This is a genomic window from Vibrio sp. J1-1 (assembly GCF_021728395.1).
In the GTDB taxonomy this organism is placed as follows: domain Bacteria; phylum Pseudomonadota; class Gammaproteobacteria; order Enterobacterales; family Vibrionaceae; genus Vibrio.
Genome location: NZ_JAKKCM010000005.1, coordinates 89,661 through 113,232, shown reverse-complemented (window position 1 = coordinate 113,232; position 23,572 = coordinate 89,661). Strand labels below are relative to the sequence as shown.

The following is a 23,572-nucleotide window of genomic DNA, read 5'->3' as shown; positions in this document are numbered from 1 at the left end:
TAAGCTCTAAGCGCTAGGACCTTGCTCCTCTAACTCTTCTTCCTCTGCCTCATCTAGCTCAAGGTCGATATTAAGCGGTTCTGGAGACAGAATGATGCCAGTGCTGTCTGCGTATATGTAGTCTTCTGGTAGAAAACTCACGCCGCCAAAGTTCACCGGTACGTCGAACTCTCCAATACCCTGACTGGATGCGCCAACAGGAATAGACGCCAAAGCCTGAATACCAAGGTTCATATCTTCCAGTTCGTCGACTTCACGAACGCAGCCGTATACGACAATGCCTTCCCACTCATTTTCTTCTGCGATGGTTGCGATTTCTGCGTCTACAAGGGCTTTGCGTAAGGAACCACCTCCGTCAATTAGCAACACGCGCCCTAGGCCATCTTGCTCTAATGTTTCACGGATAAGCGAATTGTCTTCAAAACACTTGATGGTGGTGATTTGTCCGGCAAAGGAAGCGCGACCGCCAAAGTTACTGAACATTGGTTCAACCACATCTACCTGCTCGAGGTAGATATCACAGAGTGCTGAGGTATTGTATTCCATAGCGTACCTTTCTAAACAGAAACTGGTTGTCTTTGAGTATATCTGGGCAGTAAGTCAATGCAATGACATTCCTTTTTTAACTTACCAGAGTTTGAGCTACCACAATTGTTGCAAATAAAACGTTGGTGGCTAAAGAACATTTCACAATGACTGGCAGCATAGGAGCGATCTGTGCAGGCTTCTCGGTTTCCCAAACGGCTTTGCCATGGTGAGCGACAAAATAAATGCTCAATAAGAATGGCAGACTGATCCAAACTGGCTTGTCCTGAATGAGTAGATAAACAGCGAAAGCGAGAATTGCGCCACCTAATAAGATGAAGTGGTACTGCTTTGCTTTCTGTTGCCCCAAGCGTACCGCTACAGTACGTTTCCCACACTCACGGTCGTTATCAATGTCACGCATGTTATTGATGTTCAGCACGGCAACAGCAAGTAAGCCACAACCTAAAGCGGGTAAGAATAGTGTGGTATCGACATGTCCGGTGTGAAGGAAGTAGGTGCCGGATACGCCAAGCAAGCCAAAAAACAGAAAGACAGAGATATCACCGAGTCCAACATAACCGTACGGCTTACTACCCATGGTGTAGGCGATTGCGGCAAGGATGGCAAGAATACCCAGTCCGATAAAGGTGAGAATGCTTTCCAGAGAGCTCAAAGAGTAAAACACTAAGATCAGGCCGGAAATGACTGTGAGCACGATATTGAAGCTAATTGCCTGTTTCATTTGCCCTTTGGTTACCGCGCCGGATTGTAAGGCGCGCATTGGGCCAAGGCGTTTTTCATTGTCCGTACCTTTTACTGCGTCACCATAATCATTGGCCAGATTGGAAAGGATTTGCAACAGAGTCGCCGTGACAAAAGCCATTAGGGAAATAGGGAGTGAGAATTGACCTGCGGCATACGCAAGCACACTCCCTGTTAGAATAGAGACCAATGCCAGCGGTAATGTTTTAGGACGAGCTGCGTCGAGCCAGATCTGTAGAGATTGTTTCATGGATATTTCGTGCTAGTAACCGATTCGTCCAGTATAAGCACAAAGAGGCAGATGCGCTATTGACCTAAAGCAAGTCAACGAGAGTCAGAAAGTTAAAGGGCTGGCAGAAAAGCGAGGTTTTGGATTTTGAAGGATGGGAAGTTCAGTTAAAGTGCAAGTTCTCTGTGATTGCATTTGTAAACGGTTGTTAAGTTGTCTGGCTGGAAACTAAAAGCCCAGAGATTTGTTGCTCTGGGCTTTGTCGAAAGGGATGATTATTAAAGAATAAAGCGGCTTAGATCTTCATCTTCAATCGTATCGCCGAGACGTGCTTTTACGTAGGCCGCATCAATCACAAACTTAGCGCCTGTTTGCTCTGTAGCGTCGTAAGAGATTTCGTCCATCAGACGCTCCATGACGGTATGCAGGCGACGAGCACCGATGTTTTCGGTGGTTTCGTTGACTGTCCAAGCGGCTTCAGCAATTTTCGTGATACCGTCTTCAGTAAACTCAATGTCTACATCCTCTGTCTTCATCAACGCGATGTATTGCTCAGTCAATGACGCTTTAGGTTCGGTCAGAATACGTTTGAAGTCGTTGCTGCTTAGTGCTTCAAGCTCAACACGGATTGGCAGACGGCCTTGCAGCTCAGGGATAAGATCAGAAGGCTTCGCGACCTGGAAAGCACCAGAAGCCACAAACAAGATGTGGTCTGTTTTTACCATGCCGTGTTTTGTTGACACTGTGCTGCCTTCAATCAGAGGTAGTAGGTCACGCTGAACACCTTCACGTGATACGTCAGGGCCAGAGCTTTCACCGCGTTTACAGATCTTGTCTATCTCATCGATGAAGACGATACCGTTGTTTTCAACGTTGTAAATCGCTGCTTCTTTTAGATCTTCCTGATTCACAAGCTTCGCCGCTTCTTCCTCGGCAAGGGCTTTCATAGCGTCTTTGATTTTCAGCTTACGCTTCTTCTTGGTATCGCCAGCCAAGTTCTGGAACATACCTTGCAGCTGGTTGGTCATCTCTTCCATACCAGGAGGAGCCATGATCTCTACACCCATTTGTGGTGCAGCGACATCGATTTCAATCTCTTTATCGTCCAGCTGACCTTCACGTAGTTTTTTACGGAAAATCTGACGAGTGTGAGAGGTATCTTCGGTCTGTTCTGTTTGTCCCCAGCTGTCTCGTGCTGGTGGCAGTAGCGCATCAAGAACACGCTCTTCTGCTTGTTCTTCAGCGCGGAATTTGACTTTTTCCATCTCTTGCTGATGAGTGAGCTTCACGGCAACATCGGTAAGATCACGGATGATAGTTTCTACTTCTTTACCAACGTAACCCACTTCGGTGAATTTTGTTGCTTCTACTTTGATGAACGGCGCATTTGCCAGCTTAGCAAGGCGACGAGCGATTTCAGTTTTACCAACACCGGTTGGACCGATCATCAGAATGTTTTTTGGTGTTACTTCGACACGCAGGCTTTCTTCAAGCTGCATACGACGCCAGCGGTTACGAAGAGCAATCGCAACCGAACGTTTTGCTTTGTCTTGACCAATGATATGGCGGTTCAGTTCATGAACGATTTCGCGAGGGGTCATTTCAGACATATTCTTTCCTTACTTCGTTACGATTACTCGGTTGGAGCTGCCAGCTCTGTAGTTGATTCTAGCTCTTCTACAGTGTGATTGTGGTTGGTGAATACACAAATATCACCCGCAATGTTCAATGCTTTTTCTGCGATTTCACGAGCATCCAGGTCGGTGTTTTCTAACAGTGCCGTCGCTGCCGCTTGCGCATACGCACCACCAGAACCAATCGCAATCAAATCATTTTCAGGCTGTACGACATCACCATTACCCGTGATGATTAAAGATGCGGTTTCGTCTGCAACGGCCAGTAGTGCTTCCAGCTTACGAAGCGCGCGATCACTACGCCAGTCTTTTGCCAGTTCCACAGCTGCTTTGGTCAAATGGCCTTGGTGCATTTGCAGTTTGCTTTCGAAGCGCTCGAAAAGGGTGAAGGCATCCGCGGTGCCGCCAGCAAAGCCAGCAAGTACTTTGTTGTTGTATAGGCGGCGAACTTTACGCGCGTTACCTTTCATTACGGTATTGCCTAGAGATACCTGGCCATCACCCGCGATGACGACTTTATTATTTCGACGTACAGATACAATGGTAGTCACAGTCGACCTCTTAATTATTTCTCTTTGGAAGTAATATTGTATATGGGGGAGAGGAAAAGGGGATTCAAGGGGGAAAGAGACAGAGATCCTAGGTGATAGGATCCTAGGTCCTAAACTCGTTGTCATCCTGAACCGCGACGAAGGAGCGTGATTCAGGATCTACTTCCCGAGAGTGTGATGTGAAAGGTGTTCACTTCGATTGATACTGTAGCTGTTAGTAGATTCCTGATGTCGCCTAGGCTCATCGGAATGACGGTGTCGTTGGTTCTTTCGGTAGTCCGAAACCTAGGACCTAACCCCTAGGAACTAGGTCCTGTGTTTTTAATAATTCTCTTTCCAAATTGCACACGGCTCGATTTTAGCGCGTTGCAATTTATGACGATCCTTTTCAGCGTCGCGTTTAAATTTGTATGGGCCTAAAATGATGCGATACCAAGAACTGCCTTCCTTCTTAACTATCTTGCTCGACAACCCCTGGAAGGCAATTGATAACTTTCGCTCTTCGGCCTGCGCCTTAGTTTTGTAGGCTCCGCATTGCATTATGTAAGGGATTTTCGAAACTTCGATTTCTTTGGCTACAACTTCCACTTCGCGCTTGGGGAGAGATTCTACGTATTCCCATTTCTCTTCGGGTGGGGGAGGTAAATCTGCTTTCGCCTTAGGTTTGCTGACTGGAGTCGTTGATTGCTTCACCACTGGTGGCTGGGGCTCTGGATCATTGTTTAGCAAGTATAGCCCGTAGCCAAAACCACCCACTAGCACGATTGCCAGCAGACCACTACGCCAAGGTTTCTTTCTTGAAGGCTGTTTTTTTGTCGACTTTTTTGGGGTACCACGCCCCCTTCTTACATAATCTTTGTTTGCCACGGTCATTTCTGGTCATCAAGAATTCTTCCAAATATGTTAATCCAGAACGAGTTGAGAAAACACCCTGTTTCTCTAATCTTGATAGGTACATATAAAAAAGCAGCACCAAATGAGTGCTGCTTTTAATGGACAGAGACTTAACTGCCATTGGTGAGAAAAACTTACGCTCGTTGAGGAGGCGCAGCACTTCCGCGTACAATTAAGTTCGTTTCCAGAAGGCGAGAGCCTGACTGTACATCGTGGCCTTTTAAAAGTTCTAACATCATTAGCATCGCTTGTCGGCCAATCTCATATCGAGGCTGAGAGATGGTCGTTAACGGTGGATCACAGTACTGCGCGAAGTTGATGTCATCAAAACCGACTACCGATAGATCTTGTGGTACACGGAAGCCGAGCTTTTTCGCTTCTTGAATAGCGCCGATTGCCATCGTGTCACAGTGACAGAAAATCGCTGTTGGTGGCTCCGCTAGCTCCAGCAGCTTACGTACTGCTTTTGCACCGCCGTCAAACGAGAACTCGGTGACAATACTGTATTGCGGATCTTTGTTGATCCCTGCGCGACGCAGCGCTTGCTGGTAGCCTTGTTGACGGAATTGGCACAATACCGCGGTATCGGGACCTGAAATTTGCGCAATACGCTTGTGACCAAGCTGAGTCAGATAGTTTACCGCTTCAAACGCAGAAGTTAGGTTATCGATATGAACGGTTGGCAGCTCCAGTTCCGGAGCAAATTCACACGCCATAACCATGGGTGGTAGGTTCTTCTGCTCTGGTTTACTCACATCAAATGGTAAGTCAGTACCTAGTAGCAGCATCCCGTCAGCTTGCTTCGTAAATACCAGGTTTACGAATGAACTTTCGCGCTTCTTCTGCTGGCCGCTGTCTCCCAGTAAAACGAGATAGCCGTGCTCCATCGCGGCATCTTCGATACCACGTATGATTTCGGAAAAGTAAGGGTCGCAGATGTCAGGAACGATCGTAACAATAGTCTTCGACTCGTTTCGTCGTAAATTACGCGCTAATGAATTTGGTGAGTAACCTGCTTCGAGTACCGCGTCTTCAACTCTTTTTCTGGTTGAAGAGGAGACTTTCTCTGGGTTCATTAATGCTCGAGATACCGTCGCGGTAGACACTCCAGCAAGCTGGGCAACATCCTTCATTGTCGCCATAGTTTTTTAACCTCTCAATTTGTTCGCCAAGTTGACGTTATTCCCTGTAGTGAAATTACTGTCATTGAGTACAGATAAATTCGCACTTTACCATCACATTTCTGGTGTCTATTTGTCGAGTAAAGTATGTATTAATGACCAGAACGACACTTCAAATGTGGGGAATCGCTATGATGTTCATTTAAAGTCTTTTTCTACAAAGTACTTAAGACTTTTCTAATTGGGATAGTCTATTCATTTCTTTGGCGAAAGTTACGGTCTGTTTAACAAAATTTACAATGACAATGTGACATTTGTCACATTAAAGGGTAATTCATTACATAGCTAAACGTTTGCTAGCTGAGATCCTGTGGTTCTATGTCTAAGTTCCAACGTACTTTTTTGGCATTAGGTAACAACTCAATAGCAGGTTTTGCACTGGTTAATAACTTTTGCATTAGTGAGCGATGTTGGGTTTGCAGCAAAAGTTGCCAGCGATATTTGCCTGCTCGCTTAGCCAAAGGCGAGGGGGTCGGGCCAAGTACCATGCAGGTGTCGTCAAATAATGGATGAGACTCTAGCGTAAAACGAACTTGGCGCAGGAAGTCTTCGACCACTTCACTTTGGGTAGCTTCGGCTTTAAATAACGTCAGGTAACTATATGGAGGGAGCTGCGCCAATTTTCGCTCCTCTAAGGCGGTCATTGCAAAGTGGCGGTAATCTTTTTGTAGCAGTGCCTGTAGTAAGCTGTGCTCTGGGTGGTGAGTCTGCAAAATTACTTCGCCAGGTTTGCTCGCACGACCAGCTCGCCCAGCAACCTGAATAAAAAGCTGCGCGAGGCGTTCAGAAGCACGGAAATCACTACTATATAAAGAGCCATCCACATCCAAGAGCGCCACCAGTGTTACGTTCGGAAAGTGATGTCCCTTGGCAAGCATTTGTGTGCCAATCAAAATTTGGTATTCACCTTTACGAATTGACTCAAGGGCATCTTCTAAGCTGCCTTTGCGGCGGGTGCTGTCTCTATCGATACGAATGGCTTTGTACTCTGGGAAGAGTTGCGCCAATTGATGTTCTAACTGCTCTGTACCGACACCGACCGTCACCAAGTGAGTGGAACCGCATCCCTGACACTGATGAATGACAGGTTGTTGTGAGCCGCAATGATGGCAGCGGATTTCGTTACTGTATTGATGGAAGGTGTAGTAAGCATCACAGCGCTTACACTCTGCAATCCAACCACACTCATGGCACATTAGGGCAGGGGAAAAACCTCGGCGGTTAAGAAACAGCATCACCTGATTGCCCGCCTTTAAGTGTTTGCGCATTTCAGCAATCAGTGGCGCCGACAATCCGCTTTCTAGGTACTGACCTTTAACGTCGAGCACTTTATTCGTTGTTGGTACCGCAGAGCCTGCTCGCTGGGTTAACGTCAGGTGATGATATTTACCAGATAACGCATTGTGTAGCGTTTCAAGTGCCGGAGTTGCAGAGCCCAGCACAATAGGCACTTGCTCTTTGTGTGCTCGCATAACAGCAACATCACGAGCGTGGTAGCGCAAACTATCTTGTTGTTTATATGAAGAGTCGTGTTCTTCGTCGACAATAATAATGCCCAGATCAGCAAATGGTGTCAGTAGGGCTGAGCGTGTCCCGATTATAATTCCAGCCGCTTTATCACGAGCCGATAACCAAGAGTTTAAACGTTCGGTATCATTTAAACCTGAGTGTATAACATCAACTGGCACATTGAAGCGGTGCTTGAAGCGGTTAATGGTTTGTGGTGTCAGGCCAATCTCTGGCACCAGAACTAACGCTTGTCGCCCTTTTTCTAACACTGGCTTGATCAGGTTCAGGTAGACCTCAGTTTTCCCTGAACCTGTTACGCCTTCTAATAAATAGCAGGCAAAACCATTCTGGCTGTTGACACTGGCGATGGCTAACGCCTGTTCATGGTTTAGTTTGGGTTTGTCGACAGCGTTTTCTACCTGCTGAGGCCACTTTGAAATGGTCGGCATTTTCTCTATTCGCTCAATCCAACCTTTCTCTTCTAAAGACTTCAGTACTGTTGAGGCGATCTCTTGGTCTACAAGTTCTTGGTGCGGCACTGCTCCGTCTACCAGAATTTGCAGGACTTTTTGTTGCTTCACGGCTCGACGATCGAGCCCTTGCATCAGTTTGTCTTTACCAGCTTCGGTTATCTGCCATTCCTGTAAAGTGGCAAAATCTGCTGGCTTGCCTTTTCTCAGTGCCGCAGGCATCGCATTGTGCAGCGTATCGCCCAATGGGTACTGATAAAACTGACTACACCATGTAAGTAATGAATACAGCTTTTCTGACCAGATGGGTTGTGAGTCCAATACGGTTTTAATTGGCTTGAGTTGCTCTTTAGGGAAATCAGAGTGGTTCACCAGCGCGGTGACGATGCCAACTAAGGTTTGACGGCCAAAAGGTACCGACACGCGCCCACCAATGATCGGAAATAAGTGTCCCGGAATGGCATAATCAAACTGTTTGTCGAGTGGAACGGGCAATGCCACTCTGGCAATGGATGGACGCATAAAGTTCGGCTGTAATATAAAGAGGGAAAGGAGCTTAGAGTCTATTAAAGTTGGGATGAAAATTCGAGTAAAGCTGACTGATCACCGTTCAAACAGGCGATGAGCAATAGACTGGCTAAAAAAGTGGCGAAAAAATTGCCAAATGTGTTGATCCCAACAGTGCGATTCATTAGTATATCGCGCCTTGAGATATGGCTTCGGCATAAAGCTGATGCGGTATCGCACTTTTATATTAATTACGTGTGGTGTGCGGCTTAGACTCGTATAGCGACACGGCCTACTATTGAGGTTATCCCATGAAAACTGGTATCCACCCAGAATACAAAGCAGTAACTGCTACTTGTTCTTGCGGCAACACTTTTGAGTTCAACTCAACTCTAGCAAAGGATTCTATCCACCTAGACGTATGTGACAAGTGCCACCCATTCTACACTGGTAAGCAACGTATCGTTGATACAGGCGGCCGTGTTGATCGCTTCAACAAGCGTTTCGGTGCACTATCAAGTAAGAAATAATAGTAGACGCTATTACGATTACAGTTTGGAAAAGGACGCTTCGGCGTCCTTTTTGTTTATGTTGAACTCTGTGGTTACATTAAAAACAGCGAGTTAAAAATAGTCTCGATTATTTTTCACTCAATGCTTGCAACCTAAAATGTGATCTGTATAATGCAGCGCACTGGTTAAGCCAGTTGTGAACCAATGAGCAGTGAGGAGCTAATAAATCCAAGGATTTATTAGGTAATGTAGACTCAGCTTATGTTCGCGGTTAATACAATTAGCTATCTTTTCTTCGGAAAAACTATCCCCAAAGGTGACTTTGGTATGTAGGGATAGTTAATCGAAAATTAACTGACAATGCGTCCTAATCTTGGATGCTACGGTTTCACATAAATCAATCGGCATTCTCTCGTCTTGACGAGTATGAGTGGCGATATTGTTTGTGTAATTTATCAATTTTGGAGCTCTGTCTCATGCAGAACCAACGTATCCGTATCCGCCTAAAAGCTTTCGATTACAAACTAATCGACGCTTCTACAGCGGAAATCGTTGAAACAGCTAAGCGCACTGGCGCACAGGTTCGTGGTCCAATCCCACTACCAACTCGTAAAGAGCGTTTCACAGTTCTTATCTCTCCACACGTTAACAAGAAAGCACGTGATCAGTACGAAATCCGTACTCACAAGCGTCTAATCGACATCGTTGAGCCAACAGACAAAACTGTTGATGCTCTAATGCGTCTAGACCTTGCTGCGGGCGTTGACGTTCAAATTAGCCTAGGTTAAGGGAGATTAGAAGAATGATTGGTCTAATCGGTCGTAAAGTGGGCATGACCCGCGTATTTACTGAAGACGGCGTTTCTATCCCAGTAACAGTTGTTGAAGTTGAAGCAAACCGCGTTTCTCAAGTGAAAACTCTAGAAACTGACGGCTACGCTGCAATCCAGGTTACTGCTGGTGCAAAGAAAGCTAACCGCGTAAACAAAGCTGAAGCAGGTCACTTTGCTAAAGCTGGTGTTGAAGCTGGTCGCGGTCTTTGGGAATTCCGTTTAGAAAACGGCGAAGCGTTCGAAGTTGGTGCTGAACTAACTGTTGAACTATTCAACGAAACTAAGAAAGTAGACGTTACTGGTACATCTAAGGGTAAAGGCTTCCAAGGCGCTGTTAAGCGTTGGAACTTCCGTACTCAAGATATGACTCACGGTAACTCATTGTCTCACCGTGCTCCTGGTTCTATCGGTCAATGTCAGACTCCAGGTCGCGTATTTAAAGGCAAGAAAATGGCAGGTCACATGGGTGCTGAGCGTGTAACGACTCAAAACCTAGAGATCGTACGTGTTGACGCTGAGCGCAACCTGCTTCTTATTAAAGGTGCAGTCCCAGGCGCAACTGGCGGCAACGTGATCGTTAAACCAGCTGTTAAAGCATAACGTCTCAGGAGTAAGTAATGGAACTAATGGTTAAAGGTGCCGATGCACTAACTGTTTCCGAAACTACTTTCGGACGTGAGTTTAACGAAGCTCTTGTACACCAAGTAGTTGTTGCATTTGCAGCAGGTGCTCGTCAAGGTACTCGTGCTCAAAAAACACGTTCAGAAGTTTCTGGCGGTGGCGCTAAGCCATGGCGTCAAAAAGGTACTGGCCGTGCACGTGCTGGTACAATCCGTAGCCCAATCTGGCGTTCGGGTGGTGTTACTTTTGCTGCGAAACCACAAGATCACAGCCAAAAAGTAAACAAAAAAATGTACCGCGGTGCTATGAAGAGCATTCTTTCTGAGCTTGTTCGTCAAGAGCGTTTAATCGTTGTTGATAACTTCTCAGTTGAAGCACCAAAGACTAAAGAGCTAGTAGCTAAGCTGAAAGAGCTTGAGCTAACTGACGCTCTAATCGTGACTAGCGAAGTAGATGAGAATCTATTCCTAGCGGCTCGTAACCTATACAAAGTTGACGCACGTGATGTCGCTGGTATTGATCCAGTTTCACTAATCGCGTTCGACAAAGTTGTAATGACTGCTGAGGCAGTTAAACAAGTTGAGGAGATGCTAGCATGATCACTGAAGAGCGTATCCTAAAAGTTCTACGTGCACCGCACATCTCTGAAAAAGCAACTATGGCAGCTGAGAAAGCGAACACTATCGTTTTCAAAGTAGCTAAAGATGCTACTAAAAAAGAGATCAAAGCAGCTGTAGAAAAGCTATTTGAAGTTGAAGTTAAGTCTGTAAATACTCTTATCACTAAGGGTAAGACCAAACGTCAAGGTCTACGCCAAGGTCGCCGCAGCGACGTTAAGAAAGCGTACGTTACTTTGAAAGAAGGTCAAGATCTTGACTTCGTTGGCGGCGCGGAATAACAGGAGTAGTTAAAAATGGCTATTGTTAAATGTAAGCCGACTTCCCCTGGTCGTCGTCACGTTGTTAAAGTTGTTAACGCTGACCTACACAAGGGCAAGCCATACGCACCTCTTCTAGAGAAAAACTCTAAGAATGGTGGTCGTAACAACAACGGTCGTATCACAGTACGTCATATCGGCGGTGGTCACAAGCATCACTACCGTGTAATTGACTTCAAACGTACTAAAGACGGTATCCCAGCGACAGTTGAGCGTCTTGAATACGATCCAAACCGTAGCGCAAATATTGCTCTAGTTCTTTACAAAGACGGTGAGCGTCGCTACATCCTAGCACCTAAAGGTGTTGTAGCTGGTGATGTTATTCAGTCAGGTGTTGATGCACCTATCAAAGCTGGTAACACTCTACCAATGCGTAACATCCCAGTAGGTTCAACTGTACACAACGTTGAACTGAAGCCTGGTAAAGGCGGTCAGCTAGCTCGTTCAGCTGGTGCTTACGCTCAAATCGTTGCTCGCGACGGTTCATACGTAACTATCCGTCTACGTTCTGGCGAAATGCGCAAAGTTCTTTCTGAAGGCCGTGCAACAATCGGTGAAGTTGGTAACTCTGAGCACATGCTACGTGAACTTGGTAAAGCTGGTGCTACTCGCTGGCGCGGTGTTCGTCCAACCGTTCGCGGTGTGGTAATGAACCCGGTTGATCACCCACACGGTGGTGGTGAAGGTCGTACTTCTGGTGGCCGTCATCCAGTATCACCTTGGGGTATGCCAACTAAAGGCTTCAAGACTCGTAAGAACAAACGCACTGACAAGTACATCGTACGTCGTCGTAACAAGTAATCTATATAAAGAGGAATCGCCATGCCACGTTCTCTCAAGAAAGGTCCTTTTATTGACCTACACTTGCTGAAGAAGGTAGAGAAAGCGGTGGAAAGCGGAGACAAAAAGCCTATTAAGACTTGGTCCCGTCGTTCAATGATCATCCCTACGATGATCGGTTTGACCATCGCTGTCCATAATGGTCGTCAGCACGTACCAGTATTTGTAACTGATGAAATGATCGGTCACAAACTGGGCGAATTCGCACCAACACGTACTTACCGCGGTCACGCTGCGGATAAGAAAGCTAAGAAGCGCTAAGGAGTAGATAATGGAAGCAATTGCTAAACATAACTTTGCTCGCATTTCGCCTCAGAAAGCTCGCTTAGTTGCGGATCAAATCCGTGGTAAATCTGTTGACCAAGCTCTAGAAATCCTAACTTTCAGCAACAAAAAAGCTGCTGAACTAGTTAAGAAAGTTCTAGAGTCTGCTATCGCTAACGCGGAGCACAACGAAGGTGCAGATATTGACGATCTGAATGTCGCAAAAATCTTTGTAGATGAAGGCCCAACCATGAAGCGTATTATGCCTCGTGCTAAAGGTCGTGCGGATCGTATCTTGAAGCGTTCAAGCCACATCACTGTTGTTGTAGCAGATCGCTAGAGACTAGGAGAGTAAGCAATGGGTCAAAAAGTACATCCTAATGGTATTCGTCTAGGCATCGTTAAGCCTTGGAATGCTACATGGTTTGCTAACACCAAAGATTTCGCTGACAACCTAGACGGCGACTTCAAGGTACGTCAGTTCCTTACAAGTGAACTGAAAAAAGCGTCTCTATCACGCATCGTTATCGAGCGTCCTGCTAAGAGCATCCGTGTGACTATTCACACTGCTCGTCCAGGCGTTGTTATCGGTAAGAAAGGTGAAGACGTAGAGAAGCTACGCGCAGCTGTAGCTAAAATTGCAGGTGTACCAGCGCAAATTAACATCGCTGAAGTACGTAAGCCTGAACTGGATGCGCAACTTGTTGGTGACAGCATCGCGTCTCAGCTAGAGCGTCGTGTTATGTTCCGTCGTGCTATGAAGCGCGCGGTACAAAACGCAATGCGTCTAGGCGCTAAAGGTATCAAAGTGGAAGTAAGCGGTCGTCTAGGCGGCGCTGAAATCGCACGTTCAGAGTGGTACCGTGAAGGCCGTGTGCCTCTACACACTCTACGTGCTGACATTGATTACGCAACTTCTTCGGCTCACACTCAATACGGTGTGATCGGCATTAAAACTTGGATCTTCAAAGGTGAGATTCTAGGTGGTATGCCAGCAGCTAACGCTGTTGAGCCTAAAGGCGACAAGCCTAAGAAGCAGCGTAAAGGCCGTAAGTAAGGAGTCGACAGATGCTACAACCTAAACGTACTAAGTTCCGTAAGGTTCAGACTGGTCGTAACCGTGGTCTAGCTAAGGGTACTGATGTAAGCTTCGGCGAATTCGGTCTTAAAGCTGTTGGCCGTGGTCGTCTAACTGCTCGTCAAATCGAAGCGGCACGTCGTGCAATGACACGTCACGTTAAGCGTCAAGGTAAAATCTGGATCCGTGTGTTCCCAGACAAACCAATCACAGAAAAACCACTTGAAGTTCGTCAGGGTAAGGGTAAAGGTAACGTTGAGTACTGGGTAGCCCAAATCCAACCTGGTAAGGTTATGTACGAAATGGGTGGTGTACCTGAAGAATTGGCACGTGAAGCGTTCCGTCTTGCGGCACGTAAACTGCCTTTCAAAACTACATTTGTAACTAAGCAGGTGATGTGATGAACGCACAAGATCTACGCGAGAAAAGCGTTGAAGAGCTTAACGCTGAGCTAATGAATTTGCTACGTGAACAGTTCAACTTGCGCATGCAAGCTGCAACTGGTCAACTACAGCAAACTCATACTCTGAAAGCTGTACGCCGTGATATCGCACGTGTGAAAACTGTTTTGACTGAGAAGGCAGGCGCATAATGAGCGAAGTAAAACGTACTCAACAAGGTCGTGTTGTTAGCGATAAGATGGACAAGTCTATCACTGTTGCTATCGAACGTTTCGTAAAACACCCTATCTATGGTAAATACGTTAAACGTACGACTAAAGTACACGCACATGACGAGAACAACGAGTGTGGCCTAGGCGACACAGTTGAAATCGCTGAGTGTCGTCCACTGTCTAAGACTAAGTCTTGGACTTTGGTAAAAGTTCTAGAAAAGGCGAAGATTTAATCTCGTTAATTCTATGAAACTAAAGCGGCTCCAAAATATTTTTGGAGCCGTTTATTTTTTGACTACCCAATCACAAAAAAGGGTGGTACAATTCGCGTCCCTTTTAAAGAGGCAGCCCGACCCGTGATGGGTCTAGTTATTAATATTTAGCGGAGCACTAACATGATCCAAATGCAAAGTATGCTGGACGCAGCTGATAACTCAGGCGCACGCAGCGTAATGTGTATTAAGGTTCTGGGTGGCTCTCACCGCCGTTATGCACATATCGGTGACGTCATCAAAGTTACTGTGAAGGAAGCAATTCCTCGCGGTAAAGTAAAAAAAGGTGATGTTCTGAAGGCGGTGGTAGTGCGCACCCGTAAAGGCGTACGTCGTCCTGACGGTTCTGTCATTCGCTTCGACCGAAATGCTTGCGTATTGTTGAACGACAATACAGAGCAACCAATCGGTACACGTATCTTTGGTCCTGTGACACGCGAACTTCGTGGCGATAAGTTCATGAAGATCGTTTCACTGGCTCCAGAAGTTCTGTAAGGAGCACGTAGAAATGGCAGCTAAAATCCGTCGTAACGACGAAGTAATCGTTCTTGCTGGTAAAGACAAAGGCAAGAAAGGTAAAGTAACTAAGGTTCTAGCAACTGGTAAAGTTATCGTTGAAGGCATCAACCTTGTTAAAAAACACCAAAAGCCGGTTCCGGCTCTAGGTCAACAAGGTGGCATCGTTGAACAAGAAGCAGCTATTGACGCTTCTAACGTTGCAATCTTTAACGCAGCTACTGGTAAAGCTGACCGTATCGGTTTCCGTTTTGAAGACGGCAAGAAAGTTCGTTTCTTCAAGTCTAATGGCGAAACCGTTTCTAACTAATTAGAAGTAATTTGGAGTTCTACTATGGCGAAACTGCATGATTACTACAAGTCGTCTGTAGTCGCTGAACTGACCAAACAGTTCAGCTACACAAGCGTCATGCAAGTCCCTAGAATCGAGAAAATCACCCTGAACATGGGTGTTGGTGAAGCAATCAACGATAAGAAACTGCTAGAAAATGCAGCGTCTGATATGGCAACGATCTCTGGTCAGAAGCCACTTATCACAAAAGCGCGCAAATCTGTTGCAGGTTTCAAAATCCGTGAAGGCTACCCTATCGGTTGTAAAGTAACCTTGCGTGGCGAACGTATGTGGGATTTTCTTGAGCGTTTGATTAACATCGCTCTTCCACGTGTACGTGACTTCCGTGGCGTTAGCGCTAAGTCTTTTGACGGACGCGGTAACTACAGCATGGGCGTTCGCGAGCAAATCATCTTCCCGGAAATCGACTTTGATAAAGTTGATCGAGTACGCGGTCTAGACATCACTATTACGACGTCTGCTGGTACTGATGAGGAAGGCCGTGCTCTGCTGGCTGCCTTTAACTTCCCATTCCGTAAGTAAGGTGAAGGGTTACTGTTATGGCTAAAAATTCAATGAAAGCACGTGAAGCAAAACGTGCGAAGCTAGTAGCTAAGTTCGCTGAGAAGCGTGCTGCGCTTAAAGCTATCATTAGCGATGTAAACGCATCTGAAGAAGATCGTTGGAACGCAGTTCTTACACTGCAATCTCTTCCACGTGATTCAAGTGCATCACGTCAGCGCAACCGTTGCAACCAAACTGGTCGTCCACACGGTTACCTACGTAAGTTCGGTCTAAGCCGTATTAAGGTTCGTGAAGCTTGCATGAAAGGCGAGATTCCGGGTCTTCGTAAGGCTAGCTGGTAATTGCCACTTAATCATTTGGAGTAAATCATATGAGCATGCAAGATCCGATTTCGGATATGCTGACCCGCGTTCGTAACGGTCAGGCAGCAAACAAAGTTGCTGTAAAAATGCCTTCTTCAAAGCTTAAAGTTGCAATTGCTGCACTACTAAAAGCTGAAGGTTACATCGTTGACTTCGCTGTTGAAGGCGAAGCAAAACCTGAGCTAGAAGTTACTCTTAAGTACTTCCAAGCTAAACCAGTAATCGAGCAACTTAAACGTGTTTCTCGTCCAGGTCTACGTGTTTACAAGAAGAAAGATCAACTTCCTTCTGTAATGGGTGGTCTTGGGATTGCTATCGTTTCTACTTCCAAGGGTCTTATGTCAGACCGCGCTGCACGTAAAGCAGGTCTTGGTGGTGAAATCATCTGCTACGTAGCTTAATAAGGAGTAGACTATGTCTCGTGTTGCAAAAGCACCTGTCGCTATTCCAGCTGGCGTAGAGGTGAAACTAAACGGCCAAGAAATCACTGTTAAAGGTGCTAAGGGCGAACTAACTCGCGTTCTTAACAATGCAGTAGTTATCGCTCAGGAAGAAAACAACCTAACTTTCGGTCCTAAAGAAGGTGTTGCTAACGCTTGGGCACAAGCAGGTACTGCTCGTGCACTAGTAAACAACATGGTTGTTGGTGTTACTGAAGGCTTTACTAAGAAGCTAACTCTTAAAGGTGTTGGTTACCGTGCTGCTATCAAAGGCAACGCTGTAGGTCTAACACTAGGCTTCTCACACCCAGTTGAGCACGAGTTGCCAGCGGGTATTAAAGCTGAATGTCCAAGCCAAACTGAAATTGTGATCACTGGTGCTGATAAGCAACTAGTTGGTCAAGTTGCGGCTGACATTCGTTCTTACCGTCAACCTGAGCCTTACAAAGGTAAAGGTGTTCGTTACGCAGATGAAAATGTGCGTACTAAAGAAGCTAAGAAGAAGTAAGGTAACACTATGGATAAGAAAGCATCTCGCATCCGTCGTGCTACACGCGCACGTCGTAAGATTGCAGAACTGGGTGCGACTCGCCTAGTTGTACACCGTACTCCTCGTCACGTGTACGCACAGGTTATCGCGGCTAATGGCTCTGAGGTTATCGCAGCAGCTTCTACTGTAGAAAAAGCGATCCGTGAGCAAGTGAAATACACTGGTAACGTTGATGCAGCTAAAGCAGTAGGTAAAGCTGTTGCAGAGCGCGCTCTTGAAAAAGGCGTAACTGCAGTTGCATTTGATCGTTCTGGTTTCCAATACCACGGTCGAGTAGCGGCGCTAGCAGAATCTGCTCGCGAAGCTGGTCTGAAATTCTAAGGTAGGGTTGGAAGATGGCTAAAGAACAACAAGTTCAAGCGAATGATTTGCAAGAAAAATTAATCGCAGTTAACCGTGTTTCTAAAACGGTTAAAGGTGGTCGAATCATGAGCTTCACTGCACTAACAGTAGTTGGTGACGGTAATGGTCGTGTAGGTTTCGGTTACGGCAAAGCTCGTGAAGTACCTGCAGCGATTCAAAAAGCAATGGAAAAAGCGCGTCGTAACATGACTACGATCGCTCTAAACGAAGGCACTCTTCACCACCCAGTGAAAGGTCGCCACTCGGGCTCTAAAGTTTACATGCAGCCTGCAGCAGAAGGTACTGGTGTTATCGCAGGTGGTGCGATGCGTGCAGTACTAGAAGTTGCTGGTGTACACAACGTACTATCTAAAGCATACGGTTCTACGAACCCTATCAACATCGTTCGTGCAACGATCGATGCTCTAGGTAGCATGAAGTCACCAGAAATGGTTGCTGCTAAACGTGGTCTAACTGTTGAATCTATTTCGGAGTAAGAACACCATGGCAACTATTAAAGTAACTCAAACTAAAAGCTCAATTGGTCGTCTACCTAAGCACAAAGCTACTTTGCGCGGTCTAGGTCTTCGTAAAATCAACCACACAGTAGAACTTGAAGATACTCCGTGCGTGCGCGGTATGATCAACAAGGTTTACTACATGGTTAAAGTTGAGGAGTAATCAGAATGCGTTTGAATACTCTAGCACCGGCTGCTGGCGCGAAAACTTCTGCGAAGCGAGTAGGTCGTGGTATCGGTTCAGGCCTAGGTAAAACTGGTGGCCGTGGTCACAAAGGTCAAAAATCACGTTCTGGCGGCAGTGTTCGTCCAGGTTTCGAAGGCGGTCAGATGCCTCTGAAACAACGTCTACCAAAATTCGGTTTCACTTCTCGTAAGAGCCTAGTGTCTGCTGAAGTTCGTCTAGCTGAGCTAGCGAAAGTTTCTGGTGACGTAGTTGATCTTAACAGTCTTAAAGCTGCTAACATCATCACTAAGAACATCGAATTCGTAAAAGTTGTTCTTTCTGGTGAAATCAACAAAGCAGTGACTGTTAAAGGTCTACGTGTGACTAAAGGCGCTAAAGCTGCAATCGAAGCTGCAGGCGGTAAAATCGAGGAATAATCTCGAGGAACGAGGTACAGATGGCTAAGAAACCAGGACAAGATTTTCGTAGTGCTCAGAGCGGCTTAAGTGAGCTGAAGTCGCGCTTATTATTCGTAATTTGTGCACTTTTAGTATTCCGAGCAGGCTCTTTTGTGCCGATCCCTGGTATTGACGCTGCTGTACTTGCCGAATTGTTCGACCAGCAAAAAGGTACCATCGTAGAAATGTTTAACATGTTCTCCGGTGGTGCTCTTGAGCGTGCATCTATATTAGCATTGGGCATTATGCCGTATATTTCGGCATCTATTGTTGTCCAATTGCTAACTGTAGTTCATCCAGCGTTAGCTGAACTCAAAAAAGAGGGTGAAGCAGGCCGTCGTAAGATAAGCCAATACACACGCTACGGCACGCTTGTACTTGCAACCTTCCAGGCTATAGGTATTGCAACGGGCTTACCAAACATGGTCGATAATCTGGTTGTTATCAACCAAACCATGTTTACGCTTATTGCTACCGTAAGTTTAGTAACCGGCACCATGTTCTTGATGTGGTTAGGTGAACAAATTACAGAGCGTGGAATTGGTAACGGTATTTCGTTACTAATTTTTGCAGGTATTGTTGCGGGATTGCCTTCTGCAATCGGTCAAACAATCGAGCAAGCGCGTCAAGGTGAATTGCATGTACTTCTTCTGTTGCTAATCGCGGTATTGTCTTTTGCAGTAATTTACTTCGTTGTTTTCATGGAGCGTGGTCAACGTCGAATCGTTGTTAACTACGCGAAGCGTCAACAAGGTCGTAAAGTATTTGCTGCACAAAGCTCGCATCTGCCACTTAAAATTAATATGGCAGGCGTTATTCCAGCGATTTTCGCATCAAGTATTATCCTGTTCCCAGGAACACTGGCTCAGTGGTTTGGTCAGAACGGTGAGAGCAGCGCGTTCGGTTGGTTAACTGACGTGTCTTTGGCTCTTAGCCCAGGTCAACCGCTGTATGTAATGCTTTATGCTGCAGCAATTATCTTCTTCTGTTTCTTCTACACAGCGTTGGTTTTTAACCCACGTGAAACAGCAGATAACTTGAAGAAGTCAGGTGCATTCGTACCCGGCATCCGCCCAGGTGAGCAGACAGCGAAATATATTGATAAAGTGATGACACGTCTTACCCTTGCAGGTGCACTGTACATTACCTTTATCTGTCTGATTCCCGAGTTCATGATGGTCGCGTGGAACGTACGTTTCTACTTCGGCGGTACATCACTACTTATCGTAGTGGTTGTAATTATGGACTTTATGGCACAGGTACAGACTCATATGATGTCTCAACAGTATGATTCTGTGTTGAAGAAAGCGAATCTGAAAGGCTACGGCCGTTAATCCGGCGGTAGACTCAGTTTCATTTACGGAGTTTAGCAATGAAAGTTCGTGCTTCCGTTAAAAAAATCTGCCGTAACTGTAAAGTAATCAAGCGTAACGGTGTCGTTCGCGTGATTTGCAGTGAGCCAAAGCACAAACAGCGCCAAGGCTAATTAGCAGAAATTTTTACTTGAAAACGAAGGTTAGGTCGAGTATATTCCTCGGCCTACCTTTTGCGTGCAAAAGAAGTAGTACTCCGCAGCGTATCCATAACGGGCTTTGCTGCGGCTAATTCTTTTATAGAAACACACTTAGGAGTGAATAATGGCCCGTATAGCCGGCATTAACATTCCTGATCAGAAGCATGCTGTAATCGCACTTACTGCGATCTACGGCATCGGTAAAACTCGCTCTCAAGCTATCCTAGCTGAAGTGGGTATTGCTGAAAATGTTAAGATCAGTGAACTAACTGAAGAGCAGATCGATCAACTGCGTGATGGTGTAGCTAAGTACACTGTAGAAGGTGATCTACGTCGTGAAGTATCTATGAACATCAAGCGTCTTATGGACCTTGGCTGTTACCGTGGTCTTCGTCATCGTCGCAGTCTACCACTACGTGGACAGCGTACTAAAACCAACGCTCGCACCCGTAAGGGTCCGCGTAAGCCGATCAAGAAATAATCGGGAAGGTAGAGTACAATGGCTAAACAACCAACTCGCGCTCGTAAGCGCGTACGCAAGCAAGTTGCAGATGGCGTTGCGCACATCCATGCTTCTTTCAATAACACAATCGTAACCATTACTGACCGTCAAGGTAACGCTCTTGCATGGGCTACTGCAGGTGGTTCTGGTTTCCGTGGTTCTCGTAAGTCTACTCCGTTCGCTGCACAGGTTGCTGCTGAGCGTTGTGCTGAAATGGCTAAAGAATACGGCCTAAAGAACTTGGAAGTTATGGTTAAGGGTCCTGGTCCAGGTCGCGAATCAACTGTTCGTGCACTAAACGCCGCTGGTTTCCGCATCACTAACATTGTTGATGCTACACCAATCCCTCATAACGGTTGTCGTCCACCTAAGAAACGTCGCGTATAACGTTTCTAGGACAATTGGAGAAGAATCATGGCAAGATATTTGGGTCCTAAGCTGAAGCTTAGCCGTCGTGAAGGCACTGACTTATTCCTTAAGTCTGGTGTTCGCGCGATCGATACCAAGTGTAAAATTGATAACGCACCAGGTGTACACGGCGCTCGTCGCGGTCGTCTATCTGAGTATGGCGTTCAGCTTCGTGAGAAGCAAAAAGTTCGTCGTATGTACGGCGTTCTAGAAAAACAATTCCGTAACTACTACAAAGAAGCTGCTCGCCTAAAAGGCAACACTGGTGAAAACCTGCTTCAGCTTCTTGAAGGTCGTCTTGATAACGTAGTTTACCGCATGGGCTTTGGTGCAACTCGCGCAGAAGCACGTCAGCTAGTTAGCCACAAAGCTATCCTAGTAAACGGTAAAGTTGTAAACGTTCCTTCTTTCAAAGTAGCGGCTAATGACGTTGTTTCTATCCGCGAGAAAGCTAAACAGCAATCTCGTATCAAAGCTGCTCTAGAAGTTGCTGAACAACGTGAAAAACCAACTTGGATTGAAGTAGATGGTGGCAAGATGGAAGGTACATTCAAGCGTATGCCTGAGCGTTCTGATCTATCAGCTGACATCAACGAACAATTGATCGTCGAGCTTTACTCTAAGTAAGGTTAAACTAAAGAGAGGACACAATGCAGGGTTCTGTAACAGAATTTCTTAAGCCACGTCTAGTTGACATCGAACAAATCAGCTCGACTCACGCAAAAGTAACTCTTGAGCCATTAGAGCGTGGCTTTGGTCATACTCTGGGTAATGCACTTCGCCGCATTCTTCTATCTTCTATGCCTGGTTGTGCAGTGACAGAAGTAGAGATTGAGGGCGTACTTCACGAGTACAGCACTAAAGAAGGCGTTCAAGAAGATATTCTTGAAATCCTCCTAAACCTTAAAGGTTTGGCAGTGCGTGTGGCTGAAGGCAAAGATGAAGTGTTCATTACTTTGAACAAATCAGGCTCGGGCCCTGTGGTTGCAGGTGACATCACCCATGATGGTGATGTAGAGATCGCTAACCCTGAACACGTTATTTGTCACCTAACGGATGACAATGCTGAAATCGCTATGCGTATTAAAGTAGAACGTGGTCGTGGTTACATTCCAGCTTCTGCGCGTATCCATACTGAAGAAGACGAGCGTCCAATTGGTCGCCTACTAGTAGATGCTACTTACAGCCCAGTAGACAAAATTGCCTACGCTGTAGAAGCAGCTCGTGTAGAACAGCGTACTGATCTAGACAAGCTTGTTATCGATATGGAAACAAACGGTACTCTAGAACCTGAGGAAGCAATCCGTCGTGCAGCTACTATCCTAGCTGAACAATTGGATGCATTCGTAGATCTTCGTGATGTACGTGTTCCTGAGGAGAAGGAAGAGAAGCCAGAATTCGATCCGATCCTACTGCGTCCTGTAGACGATCTTGAACTAACAGTTCGCTCTGCTAACTGTCTGAAAGCAGAAGCGATTCACTACATCGGTGATCTAGTACAACGTACTGAGGTTGAGCTACTTAAAACGCCTAACCTTGGTAAAAAATCTCTTACTGAGATTAAAGACGTACTTGCGTCACGTGGTCTGTCTCTGGGCATGCGCCTAGAAAACTGGCCGCCTGCATCAATCGCTGAAGATTAATCGATACTAGTTAGAAGGATTAGGTCATGCGCCATCGTAAGAGTGGTCGTCAACTCAACCGCAACAGCTCACATCGCAAAGCGATGTTCAGCAACATGGCTAGCTCTCTAGTACGTCATGAAGTTATCAAGACTACTTTGCCAAAAGCAAAAGAGCTACGTCGCGTAGTTGAGCCTTTGATTACACTAGCTAAGACTGACAGTGTTGCTAACCGTCGTCTAGCATTTGCACGTACTCGTGACAACGAAGTAGTTGCAAAACTTTTCAACGAACTAGGTCCACGTTTTGCTGCTCGTCAGGGCGGTTACACTCGTATCCTAAAAGCTGGCTTCCGTGCTGGTGATAAAGCTCCAATGGCTTACATTGAGCTTGTAGATCGCCCAGCTGCTGAAGAAGCTGCTGAGTAATCAGTTCGTAAGAACGAAAAAGCCGAGCGTTAGCTCGGCTTTTTTGTATCTGTCACTTTCAAACTAATTGAAATCTAAGCGTGTTATCTCTTCAGAACAAAGGTAGCATGTCTCTCCTAATGTTAATTAACAGCGCTTAGCTTTCTATTTCTTCTCTATTATCGCTTTATTCAGCGGACCATAAACCAGTTAAAGAGTTAAGTAGGCCTTCGCTGGCACCTTGCTCGTTAAGATATTGCAAAATTACTGGTGCAAACTGGCTGATCATCGAAGCGTCTAATCCCAATTTATCGAATGCACTTTGCACAGTGCTTAAACTTTCGACATTACCTAACAAACTTTGTGCGCTGCTCAAATTAGATAATCCAGGGAGCAAAGATTCTAACTCGCTGCTATTTGCGCCGGATAGTTGACTTTGTGCTAACGCCAGTAATGCACTGCTACCACCTGCAGCTTGTTCGGTTGATACAGGTAATTGACTTGTCAGTAAATCAGTTAATGGTGAAGATTCCGTACTTAAACTTTGACCGACCATGTCCATCAGTCCGCTCTCGTTACTTTTTTCTACTACTGAATCAAGGAAAGCATGTGCACTGCCGATATGCATCGATAGCAGTGCCAGCGTCAGGAGTGTTTTACGCATAGTACCTCCAACGG

Annotated in this window: 37 protein-coding genes; 29 read left to right on the top strand and 8 right to left on the bottom strand. The window is 46.0% G+C overall.

Features of this window, described 5'->3' with window-relative positions; all coding sequences use genetic code 11:
- Positions 1–6 precede the first annotated feature (6 nt).
- The 7 genes from rraA to priA all read right to left on the bottom strand — a co-directional run bounded on the left by rraA (position 7) and on the right by priA (position 8,280).
- Complete coding sequence (rraA, locus tag L3V31_RS09855; protein WP_237315881.1) at positions 7–546, bottom strand: ribonuclease E activity regulator RraA; 540 nt, start codon at positions 544–546, stop codon at positions 7–9.
- A 76-nt stretch (positions 547–622) separates the two neighbouring features.
- A complete protein-coding gene (locus L3V31_RS09850) occupies positions 623–1,540 on the bottom strand; it encodes a 1,4-dihydroxy-2-naphthoate polyprenyltransferase (RefSeq protein ID WP_237315880.1) in 918 nt (305 codons plus the stop codon).
- A 257-nt stretch (positions 1,541–1,797) separates the two neighbouring features.
- The gene (hslU, locus tag L3V31_RS09845) at positions 1,798–3,129 is read right to left on the bottom strand and encodes an HslU--HslV peptidase ATPase subunit (protein ID WP_237315879.1); all 1,332 of its coding nucleotides are present in this window, start codon (positions 3,127–3,129) and stop codon (positions 1,798–1,800) included.
- A gap of 23 nt (positions 3,130–3,152) precedes the next feature.
- Positions 3,153–3,704, bottom strand: a complete 552-nt coding sequence (hslV, locus tag L3V31_RS09840; RefSeq protein ID WP_237315878.1) for an ATP-dependent protease subunit HslV — start codon at positions 3,702–3,704, stop codon at positions 3,153–3,155.
- A 321-nt stretch (positions 3,705–4,025) separates the two neighbouring features.
- Complete coding sequence (gene ftsN, locus L3V31_RS09835; RefSeq protein WP_237315877.1) at positions 4,026–4,571, bottom strand: cell division protein FtsN; 546 nt, start codon at positions 4,569–4,571, stop codon at positions 4,026–4,028.
- A 161-nt stretch (positions 4,572–4,732) separates the two neighbouring features.
- Positions 4,733–5,740 carry a DNA-binding transcriptional regulator CytR gene (cytR, locus tag L3V31_RS09830; protein ID WP_237315876.1) on the bottom strand — a complete coding sequence of 336 codons (1,008 nt, stop codon included), beginning with the start codon at positions 5,738–5,740 and terminating at the stop codon, positions 4,733–4,735.
- Between the two features lie 335 nt (positions 5,741–6,075).
- The gene (priA, locus tag L3V31_RS09825; RefSeq protein ID WP_237315875.1) at positions 6,076–8,280 is read right to left on the bottom strand and encodes a primosomal protein N'; all 2,205 of its coding nucleotides are present in this window, start codon (positions 8,278–8,280) and stop codon (positions 6,076–6,078) included.
- 296 nt (positions 8,281–8,576) lie between these two features.
- Here priA and rpmE point away from each other — a divergent pair, with 296 nt between their 5' ends.
- The 29 genes from rpmE (at position 8,577) to rplQ (ending at position 22,915) form a co-directional block, all read left to right on the top strand.
- A complete protein-coding gene (gene rpmE, locus L3V31_RS09820; protein WP_237315874.1) occupies positions 8,577–8,795 on the top strand; it encodes a 50S ribosomal protein L31 in 219 nt (72 codons plus the stop codon).
- Between the two features lie 458 nt (positions 8,796–9,253).
- A complete protein-coding gene (gene rpsJ, locus L3V31_RS09815) occupies positions 9,254–9,565 on the top strand; it encodes a 30S ribosomal protein S10 (protein ID WP_004410492.1) in 312 nt (103 codons plus the stop codon).
- Between the two features lie 14 nt (positions 9,566–9,579).
- On the top strand, positions 9,580–10,209 hold the full coding sequence (rplC, locus tag L3V31_RS09810) for a 50S ribosomal protein L3 (protein WP_237315873.1): 630 nt from the start codon (positions 9,580–9,582) through the stop codon (positions 10,207–10,209).
- A 17-nt stretch (positions 10,210–10,226) separates the two neighbouring features.
- The gene (rplD, locus tag L3V31_RS09805) at positions 10,227–10,829 is read left to right on the top strand and encodes a 50S ribosomal protein L4 (RefSeq protein WP_041156801.1); all 603 of its coding nucleotides are present in this window, start codon (positions 10,227–10,229) and stop codon (positions 10,827–10,829) included.
- On the top strand, positions 10,826–11,128 hold the full coding sequence (gene rplW / locus L3V31_RS09800; protein ID WP_004398471.1) for a 50S ribosomal protein L23: 303 nt from the start codon (positions 10,826–10,828) through the stop codon (positions 11,126–11,128). Before rplD ends, rplW begins: the two co-directional genes overlap by 4 nt.
- Positions 11,129–11,143: 15 nt before the next feature.
- A complete protein-coding gene (gene rplB, locus L3V31_RS09795) occupies positions 11,144–11,968 on the top strand; it encodes a 50S ribosomal protein L2 (RefSeq protein WP_237315872.1) in 825 nt (274 codons plus the stop codon).
- Positions 11,969–11,989: 21 nt separating this feature from the next.
- Positions 11,990–12,268: a 30S ribosomal protein S19 gene (rpsS, locus tag L3V31_RS09790; protein WP_004394525.1), complete on the top strand. Its 279-nt coding sequence runs from the start codon at positions 11,990–11,992 to the stop codon at positions 12,266–12,268.
- A gap of 10 nt (positions 12,269–12,278) precedes the next feature.
- Positions 12,279–12,611, top strand: coding sequence for a 50S ribosomal protein L22 (rplV, locus tag L3V31_RS09785; RefSeq protein WP_014230666.1), 333 nt, complete (start codon positions 12,279–12,281; stop codon positions 12,609–12,611).
- An 18-nt stretch (positions 12,612–12,629) separates the two neighbouring features.
- A complete protein-coding gene (gene rpsC, locus L3V31_RS09780) occupies positions 12,630–13,328 on the top strand; it encodes a 30S ribosomal protein S3 (RefSeq protein ID WP_005383161.1) in 699 nt (232 codons plus the stop codon).
- A gap of 11 nt (positions 13,329–13,339) precedes the next feature.
- Positions 13,340–13,750 carry a 50S ribosomal protein L16 gene (gene rplP, locus L3V31_RS09775; RefSeq protein WP_005379577.1) on the top strand — a complete coding sequence of 137 codons (411 nt, stop codon included), beginning with the start codon at positions 13,340–13,342 and terminating at the stop codon, positions 13,748–13,750.
- Positions 13,750–13,941: a 50S ribosomal protein L29 gene (gene rpmC / locus L3V31_RS09770; RefSeq protein WP_098416675.1), complete on the top strand. Its 192-nt coding sequence runs from the start codon at positions 13,750–13,752 to the stop codon at positions 13,939–13,941. Before rplP ends, rpmC begins: the two co-directional genes overlap by 1 nt.
- Positions 13,941–14,195 (top strand): 30S ribosomal protein S17, encoded by a 255-nt coding sequence (gene rpsQ / locus L3V31_RS09765; protein ID WP_005379575.1) that lies wholly within the window; start codon positions 13,941–13,943, stop codon positions 14,193–14,195. Before rpmC ends, rpsQ begins: the two co-directional genes overlap by 1 nt.
- Positions 14,196–14,357: 162 nt before the next feature.
- The gene (gene rplN, locus L3V31_RS09760) at positions 14,358–14,729 is read left to right on the top strand and encodes a 50S ribosomal protein L14 (protein WP_004410450.1); all 372 of its coding nucleotides are present in this window, start codon (positions 14,358–14,360) and stop codon (positions 14,727–14,729) included.
- A 13-nt stretch (positions 14,730–14,742) separates the two neighbouring features.
- Positions 14,743–15,060, top strand: coding sequence for a 50S ribosomal protein L24 (rplX, locus tag L3V31_RS09755; protein WP_014230668.1), 318 nt, complete (start codon positions 14,743–14,745; stop codon positions 15,058–15,060).
- Positions 15,061–15,084: 24 nt separating this feature from the next.
- Positions 15,085–15,624 (top strand): 50S ribosomal protein L5, encoded by a 540-nt coding sequence (rplE, locus tag L3V31_RS09750; RefSeq protein WP_005455660.1) that lies wholly within the window; start codon positions 15,085–15,087, stop codon positions 15,622–15,624.
- A 17-nt stretch (positions 15,625–15,641) separates the two neighbouring features.
- Positions 15,642–15,947 (top strand): 30S ribosomal protein S14, encoded by a 306-nt coding sequence (rpsN, locus tag L3V31_RS09745; RefSeq protein WP_004410442.1) that lies wholly within the window; start codon positions 15,642–15,644, stop codon positions 15,945–15,947.
- A 29-nt stretch (positions 15,948–15,976) separates the two neighbouring features.
- Positions 15,977–16,369, top strand: coding sequence for a 30S ribosomal protein S8 (gene rpsH, locus L3V31_RS09740; protein ID WP_005450567.1), 393 nt, complete (start codon positions 15,977–15,979; stop codon positions 16,367–16,369).
- Positions 16,370–16,382: 13 nt separating this feature from the next.
- Positions 16,383–16,916, top strand: coding sequence for a 50S ribosomal protein L6 (rplF, locus tag L3V31_RS09735; RefSeq protein WP_237315871.1), 534 nt, complete (start codon positions 16,383–16,385; stop codon positions 16,914–16,916).
- A gap of 9 nt (positions 16,917–16,925) precedes the next feature.
- Entirely contained in the window at positions 16,926–17,279 is a 354-nt protein-coding gene (rplR, locus tag L3V31_RS09730) for a 50S ribosomal protein L18 (protein WP_005435088.1), read from the top strand.
- Between the two features lie 14 nt (positions 17,280–17,293).
- Positions 17,294–17,797, top strand: a complete 504-nt coding sequence (rpsE, locus tag L3V31_RS09725) for a 30S ribosomal protein S5 (RefSeq protein ID WP_004745894.1) — start codon at positions 17,294–17,296, stop codon at positions 17,795–17,797.
- 7 nt (positions 17,798–17,804) lie between these two features.
- Entirely contained in the window at positions 17,805–17,981 is a 177-nt protein-coding gene (gene rpmD, locus L3V31_RS09720; RefSeq protein WP_000201159.1) for a 50S ribosomal protein L30, read from the top strand.
- Between the two features lie 5 nt (positions 17,982–17,986).
- Positions 17,987–18,421, top strand: coding sequence for a 50S ribosomal protein L15 (gene rplO / locus L3V31_RS09715; RefSeq protein WP_005383155.1), 435 nt, complete (start codon positions 17,987–17,989; stop codon positions 18,419–18,421).
- A 20-nt stretch (positions 18,422–18,441) separates the two neighbouring features.
- Positions 18,442–19,776, top strand: a complete 1,335-nt coding sequence (secY, locus tag L3V31_RS09710; protein ID WP_237315870.1) for a preprotein translocase subunit SecY — start codon at positions 18,442–18,444, stop codon at positions 19,774–19,776.
- Between the two features lie 38 nt (positions 19,777–19,814).
- Entirely contained in the window at positions 19,815–19,928 is a 114-nt protein-coding gene (rpmJ, locus tag L3V31_RS09705) for a 50S ribosomal protein L36 (protein ID WP_000868186.1), read from the top strand.
- A gap of 151 nt (positions 19,929–20,079) precedes the next feature.
- Complete coding sequence (gene rpsM / locus L3V31_RS09700; RefSeq protein WP_005383154.1) at positions 20,080–20,436, top strand: 30S ribosomal protein S13; 357 nt, start codon at positions 20,080–20,082, stop codon at positions 20,434–20,436.
- Positions 20,437–20,454: 18 nt separating this feature from the next.
- Complete coding sequence (rpsK, locus tag L3V31_RS09695) at positions 20,455–20,844, top strand: 30S ribosomal protein S11 (RefSeq protein ID WP_001118870.1); 390 nt, start codon at positions 20,455–20,457, stop codon at positions 20,842–20,844.
- Positions 20,845–20,871: 27 nt separating this feature from the next.
- On the top strand, positions 20,872–21,492 hold the full coding sequence (gene rpsD, locus L3V31_RS09690) for a 30S ribosomal protein S4 (protein WP_014230671.1): 621 nt from the start codon (positions 20,872–20,874) through the stop codon (positions 21,490–21,492).
- Positions 21,493–21,515: 23 nt separating this feature from the next.
- A complete protein-coding gene (gene rpoA / locus L3V31_RS09685) occupies positions 21,516–22,508 on the top strand; it encodes a DNA-directed RNA polymerase subunit alpha (RefSeq protein WP_014230672.1) in 993 nt (330 codons plus the stop codon).
- A gap of 26 nt (positions 22,509–22,534) precedes the next feature.
- Positions 22,535–22,915: a 50S ribosomal protein L17 gene (gene rplQ, locus L3V31_RS09680; RefSeq protein WP_005383141.1), complete on the top strand. Its 381-nt coding sequence runs from the start codon at positions 22,535–22,537 to the stop codon at positions 22,913–22,915.
- Between the two features lie 166 nt (positions 22,916–23,081).
- Here the strand turns inward: rplQ and L3V31_RS09675 are convergent, their stop codons facing one another.
- Positions 23,082–23,558 (bottom strand): DUF2780 domain-containing protein, encoded by a 477-nt coding sequence (locus tag L3V31_RS09675; protein ID WP_237315869.1) that lies wholly within the window; start codon positions 23,556–23,558, stop codon positions 23,082–23,084.
- Positions 23,559–23,572 lie beyond the last annotated feature (14 nt).

Bases quoted from the DNA above. Each gene is read 5' to 3' on its own strand.
- rraA (WP_237315881.1), bottom strand. From the start codon at position 546: ATGGAATACAATACCTCAGCACTCTGTGATATCTACCTCGAGCAGGTA.
- L3V31_RS09850 (WP_237315880.1), bottom strand. From the start codon at position 1,540: ATGAAACAATCTCTACAGATCTGGCTCGACGCAGCTCGTCCTAAAACA.
- hslU (WP_237315879.1), bottom strand. From the start codon at position 3,129: ATGTCTGAAATGACCCCTCGCGAAATCGTTCATGAACTGAACCGCCAT.
- cytR (WP_237315876.1), bottom strand. From the start codon at position 5,740: ATGGCGACAATGAAGGATGTTGCCCAGCTTGCTGGAGTGTCTACCGCG.
- priA (WP_237315875.1), bottom strand. From the start codon at position 8,280: ATGCGTCCATCCATTGCCAGAGTGGCATTGCCCGTTCCACTCGACAAA.
- rpmE (WP_237315874.1), top strand. From the start codon at position 8,577: ATGAAAACTGGTATCCACCCAGAATACAAAGCAGTAACTGCTACTTGT.
- rpsJ (WP_004410492.1), top strand. From the start codon at position 9,254: ATGCAGAACCAACGTATCCGTATCCGCCTAAAAGCTTTCGATTACAAA.
- rplC (WP_237315873.1), top strand. From the start codon at position 9,580: ATGATTGGTCTAATCGGTCGTAAAGTGGGCATGACCCGCGTATTTACT.
- rplD (WP_041156801.1), top strand. From the start codon at position 10,227: ATGGAACTAATGGTTAAAGGTGCCGATGCACTAACTGTTTCCGAAACT.
- rplW (WP_004398471.1), top strand. From the start codon at position 10,826: ATGATCACTGAAGAGCGTATCCTAAAAGTTCTACGTGCACCGCACATC.
- rplB (WP_237315872.1), top strand. From the start codon at position 11,144: ATGGCTATTGTTAAATGTAAGCCGACTTCCCCTGGTCGTCGTCACGTT.
- rpsS (WP_004394525.1), top strand. From the start codon at position 11,990: ATGCCACGTTCTCTCAAGAAAGGTCCTTTTATTGACCTACACTTGCTG.
- rplV (WP_014230666.1), top strand. From the start codon at position 12,279: ATGGAAGCAATTGCTAAACATAACTTTGCTCGCATTTCGCCTCAGAAA.
- rpsC (WP_005383161.1), top strand. From the start codon at position 12,630: ATGGGTCAAAAAGTACATCCTAATGGTATTCGTCTAGGCATCGTTAAG.
- rplP (WP_005379577.1), top strand. From the start codon at position 13,340: ATGCTACAACCTAAACGTACTAAGTTCCGTAAGGTTCAGACTGGTCGT.
- rpmC (WP_098416675.1), top strand. From the start codon at position 13,750: ATGAACGCACAAGATCTACGCGAGAAAAGCGTTGAAGAGCTTAACGCT.
- rpsQ (WP_005379575.1), top strand. From the start codon at position 13,941: ATGAGCGAAGTAAAACGTACTCAACAAGGTCGTGTTGTTAGCGATAAG.
- rplN (WP_004410450.1), top strand. From the start codon at position 14,358: ATGATCCAAATGCAAAGTATGCTGGACGCAGCTGATAACTCAGGCGCA.
- rplX (WP_014230668.1), top strand. From the start codon at position 14,743: ATGGCAGCTAAAATCCGTCGTAACGACGAAGTAATCGTTCTTGCTGGT.
- rplE (WP_005455660.1), top strand. From the start codon at position 15,085: ATGGCGAAACTGCATGATTACTACAAGTCGTCTGTAGTCGCTGAACTG.
- rpsN (WP_004410442.1), top strand. From the start codon at position 15,642: ATGGCTAAAAATTCAATGAAAGCACGTGAAGCAAAACGTGCGAAGCTA.
- rpsH (WP_005450567.1), top strand. From the start codon at position 15,977: ATGAGCATGCAAGATCCGATTTCGGATATGCTGACCCGCGTTCGTAAC.
- rplF (WP_237315871.1), top strand. From the start codon at position 16,383: ATGTCTCGTGTTGCAAAAGCACCTGTCGCTATTCCAGCTGGCGTAGAG.
- rplR (WP_005435088.1), top strand. From the start codon at position 16,926: ATGGATAAGAAAGCATCTCGCATCCGTCGTGCTACACGCGCACGTCGT.
- rpsE (WP_004745894.1), top strand. From the start codon at position 17,294: ATGGCTAAAGAACAACAAGTTCAAGCGAATGATTTGCAAGAAAAATTA.
- rpmD (WP_000201159.1), top strand. From the start codon at position 17,805: ATGGCAACTATTAAAGTAACTCAAACTAAAAGCTCAATTGGTCGTCTA.
- rplO (WP_005383155.1), top strand. From the start codon at position 17,987: ATGCGTTTGAATACTCTAGCACCGGCTGCTGGCGCGAAAACTTCTGCG.
- secY (WP_237315870.1), top strand. From the start codon at position 18,442: ATGGCTAAGAAACCAGGACAAGATTTTCGTAGTGCTCAGAGCGGCTTA.
- rpmJ (WP_000868186.1), top strand. From the start codon at position 19,815: ATGAAAGTTCGTGCTTCCGTTAAAAAAATCTGCCGTAACTGTAAAGTA.
- rpsM (WP_005383154.1), top strand. From the start codon at position 20,080: ATGGCCCGTATAGCCGGCATTAACATTCCTGATCAGAAGCATGCTGTA.
- rpsK (WP_001118870.1), top strand. From the start codon at position 20,455: ATGGCTAAACAACCAACTCGCGCTCGTAAGCGCGTACGCAAGCAAGTT.
- rpsD (WP_014230671.1), top strand. From the start codon at position 20,872: ATGGCAAGATATTTGGGTCCTAAGCTGAAGCTTAGCCGTCGTGAAGGC.
- rpoA (WP_014230672.1), top strand. From the start codon at position 21,516: ATGCAGGGTTCTGTAACAGAATTTCTTAAGCCACGTCTAGTTGACATC.
- rplQ (WP_005383141.1), top strand. From the start codon at position 22,535: ATGCGCCATCGTAAGAGTGGTCGTCAACTCAACCGCAACAGCTCACAT.
- L3V31_RS09675 (WP_237315869.1), bottom strand. From the start codon at position 23,558: ATGCGTAAAACACTCCTGACGCTGGCACTGCTATCGATGCATATCGGC.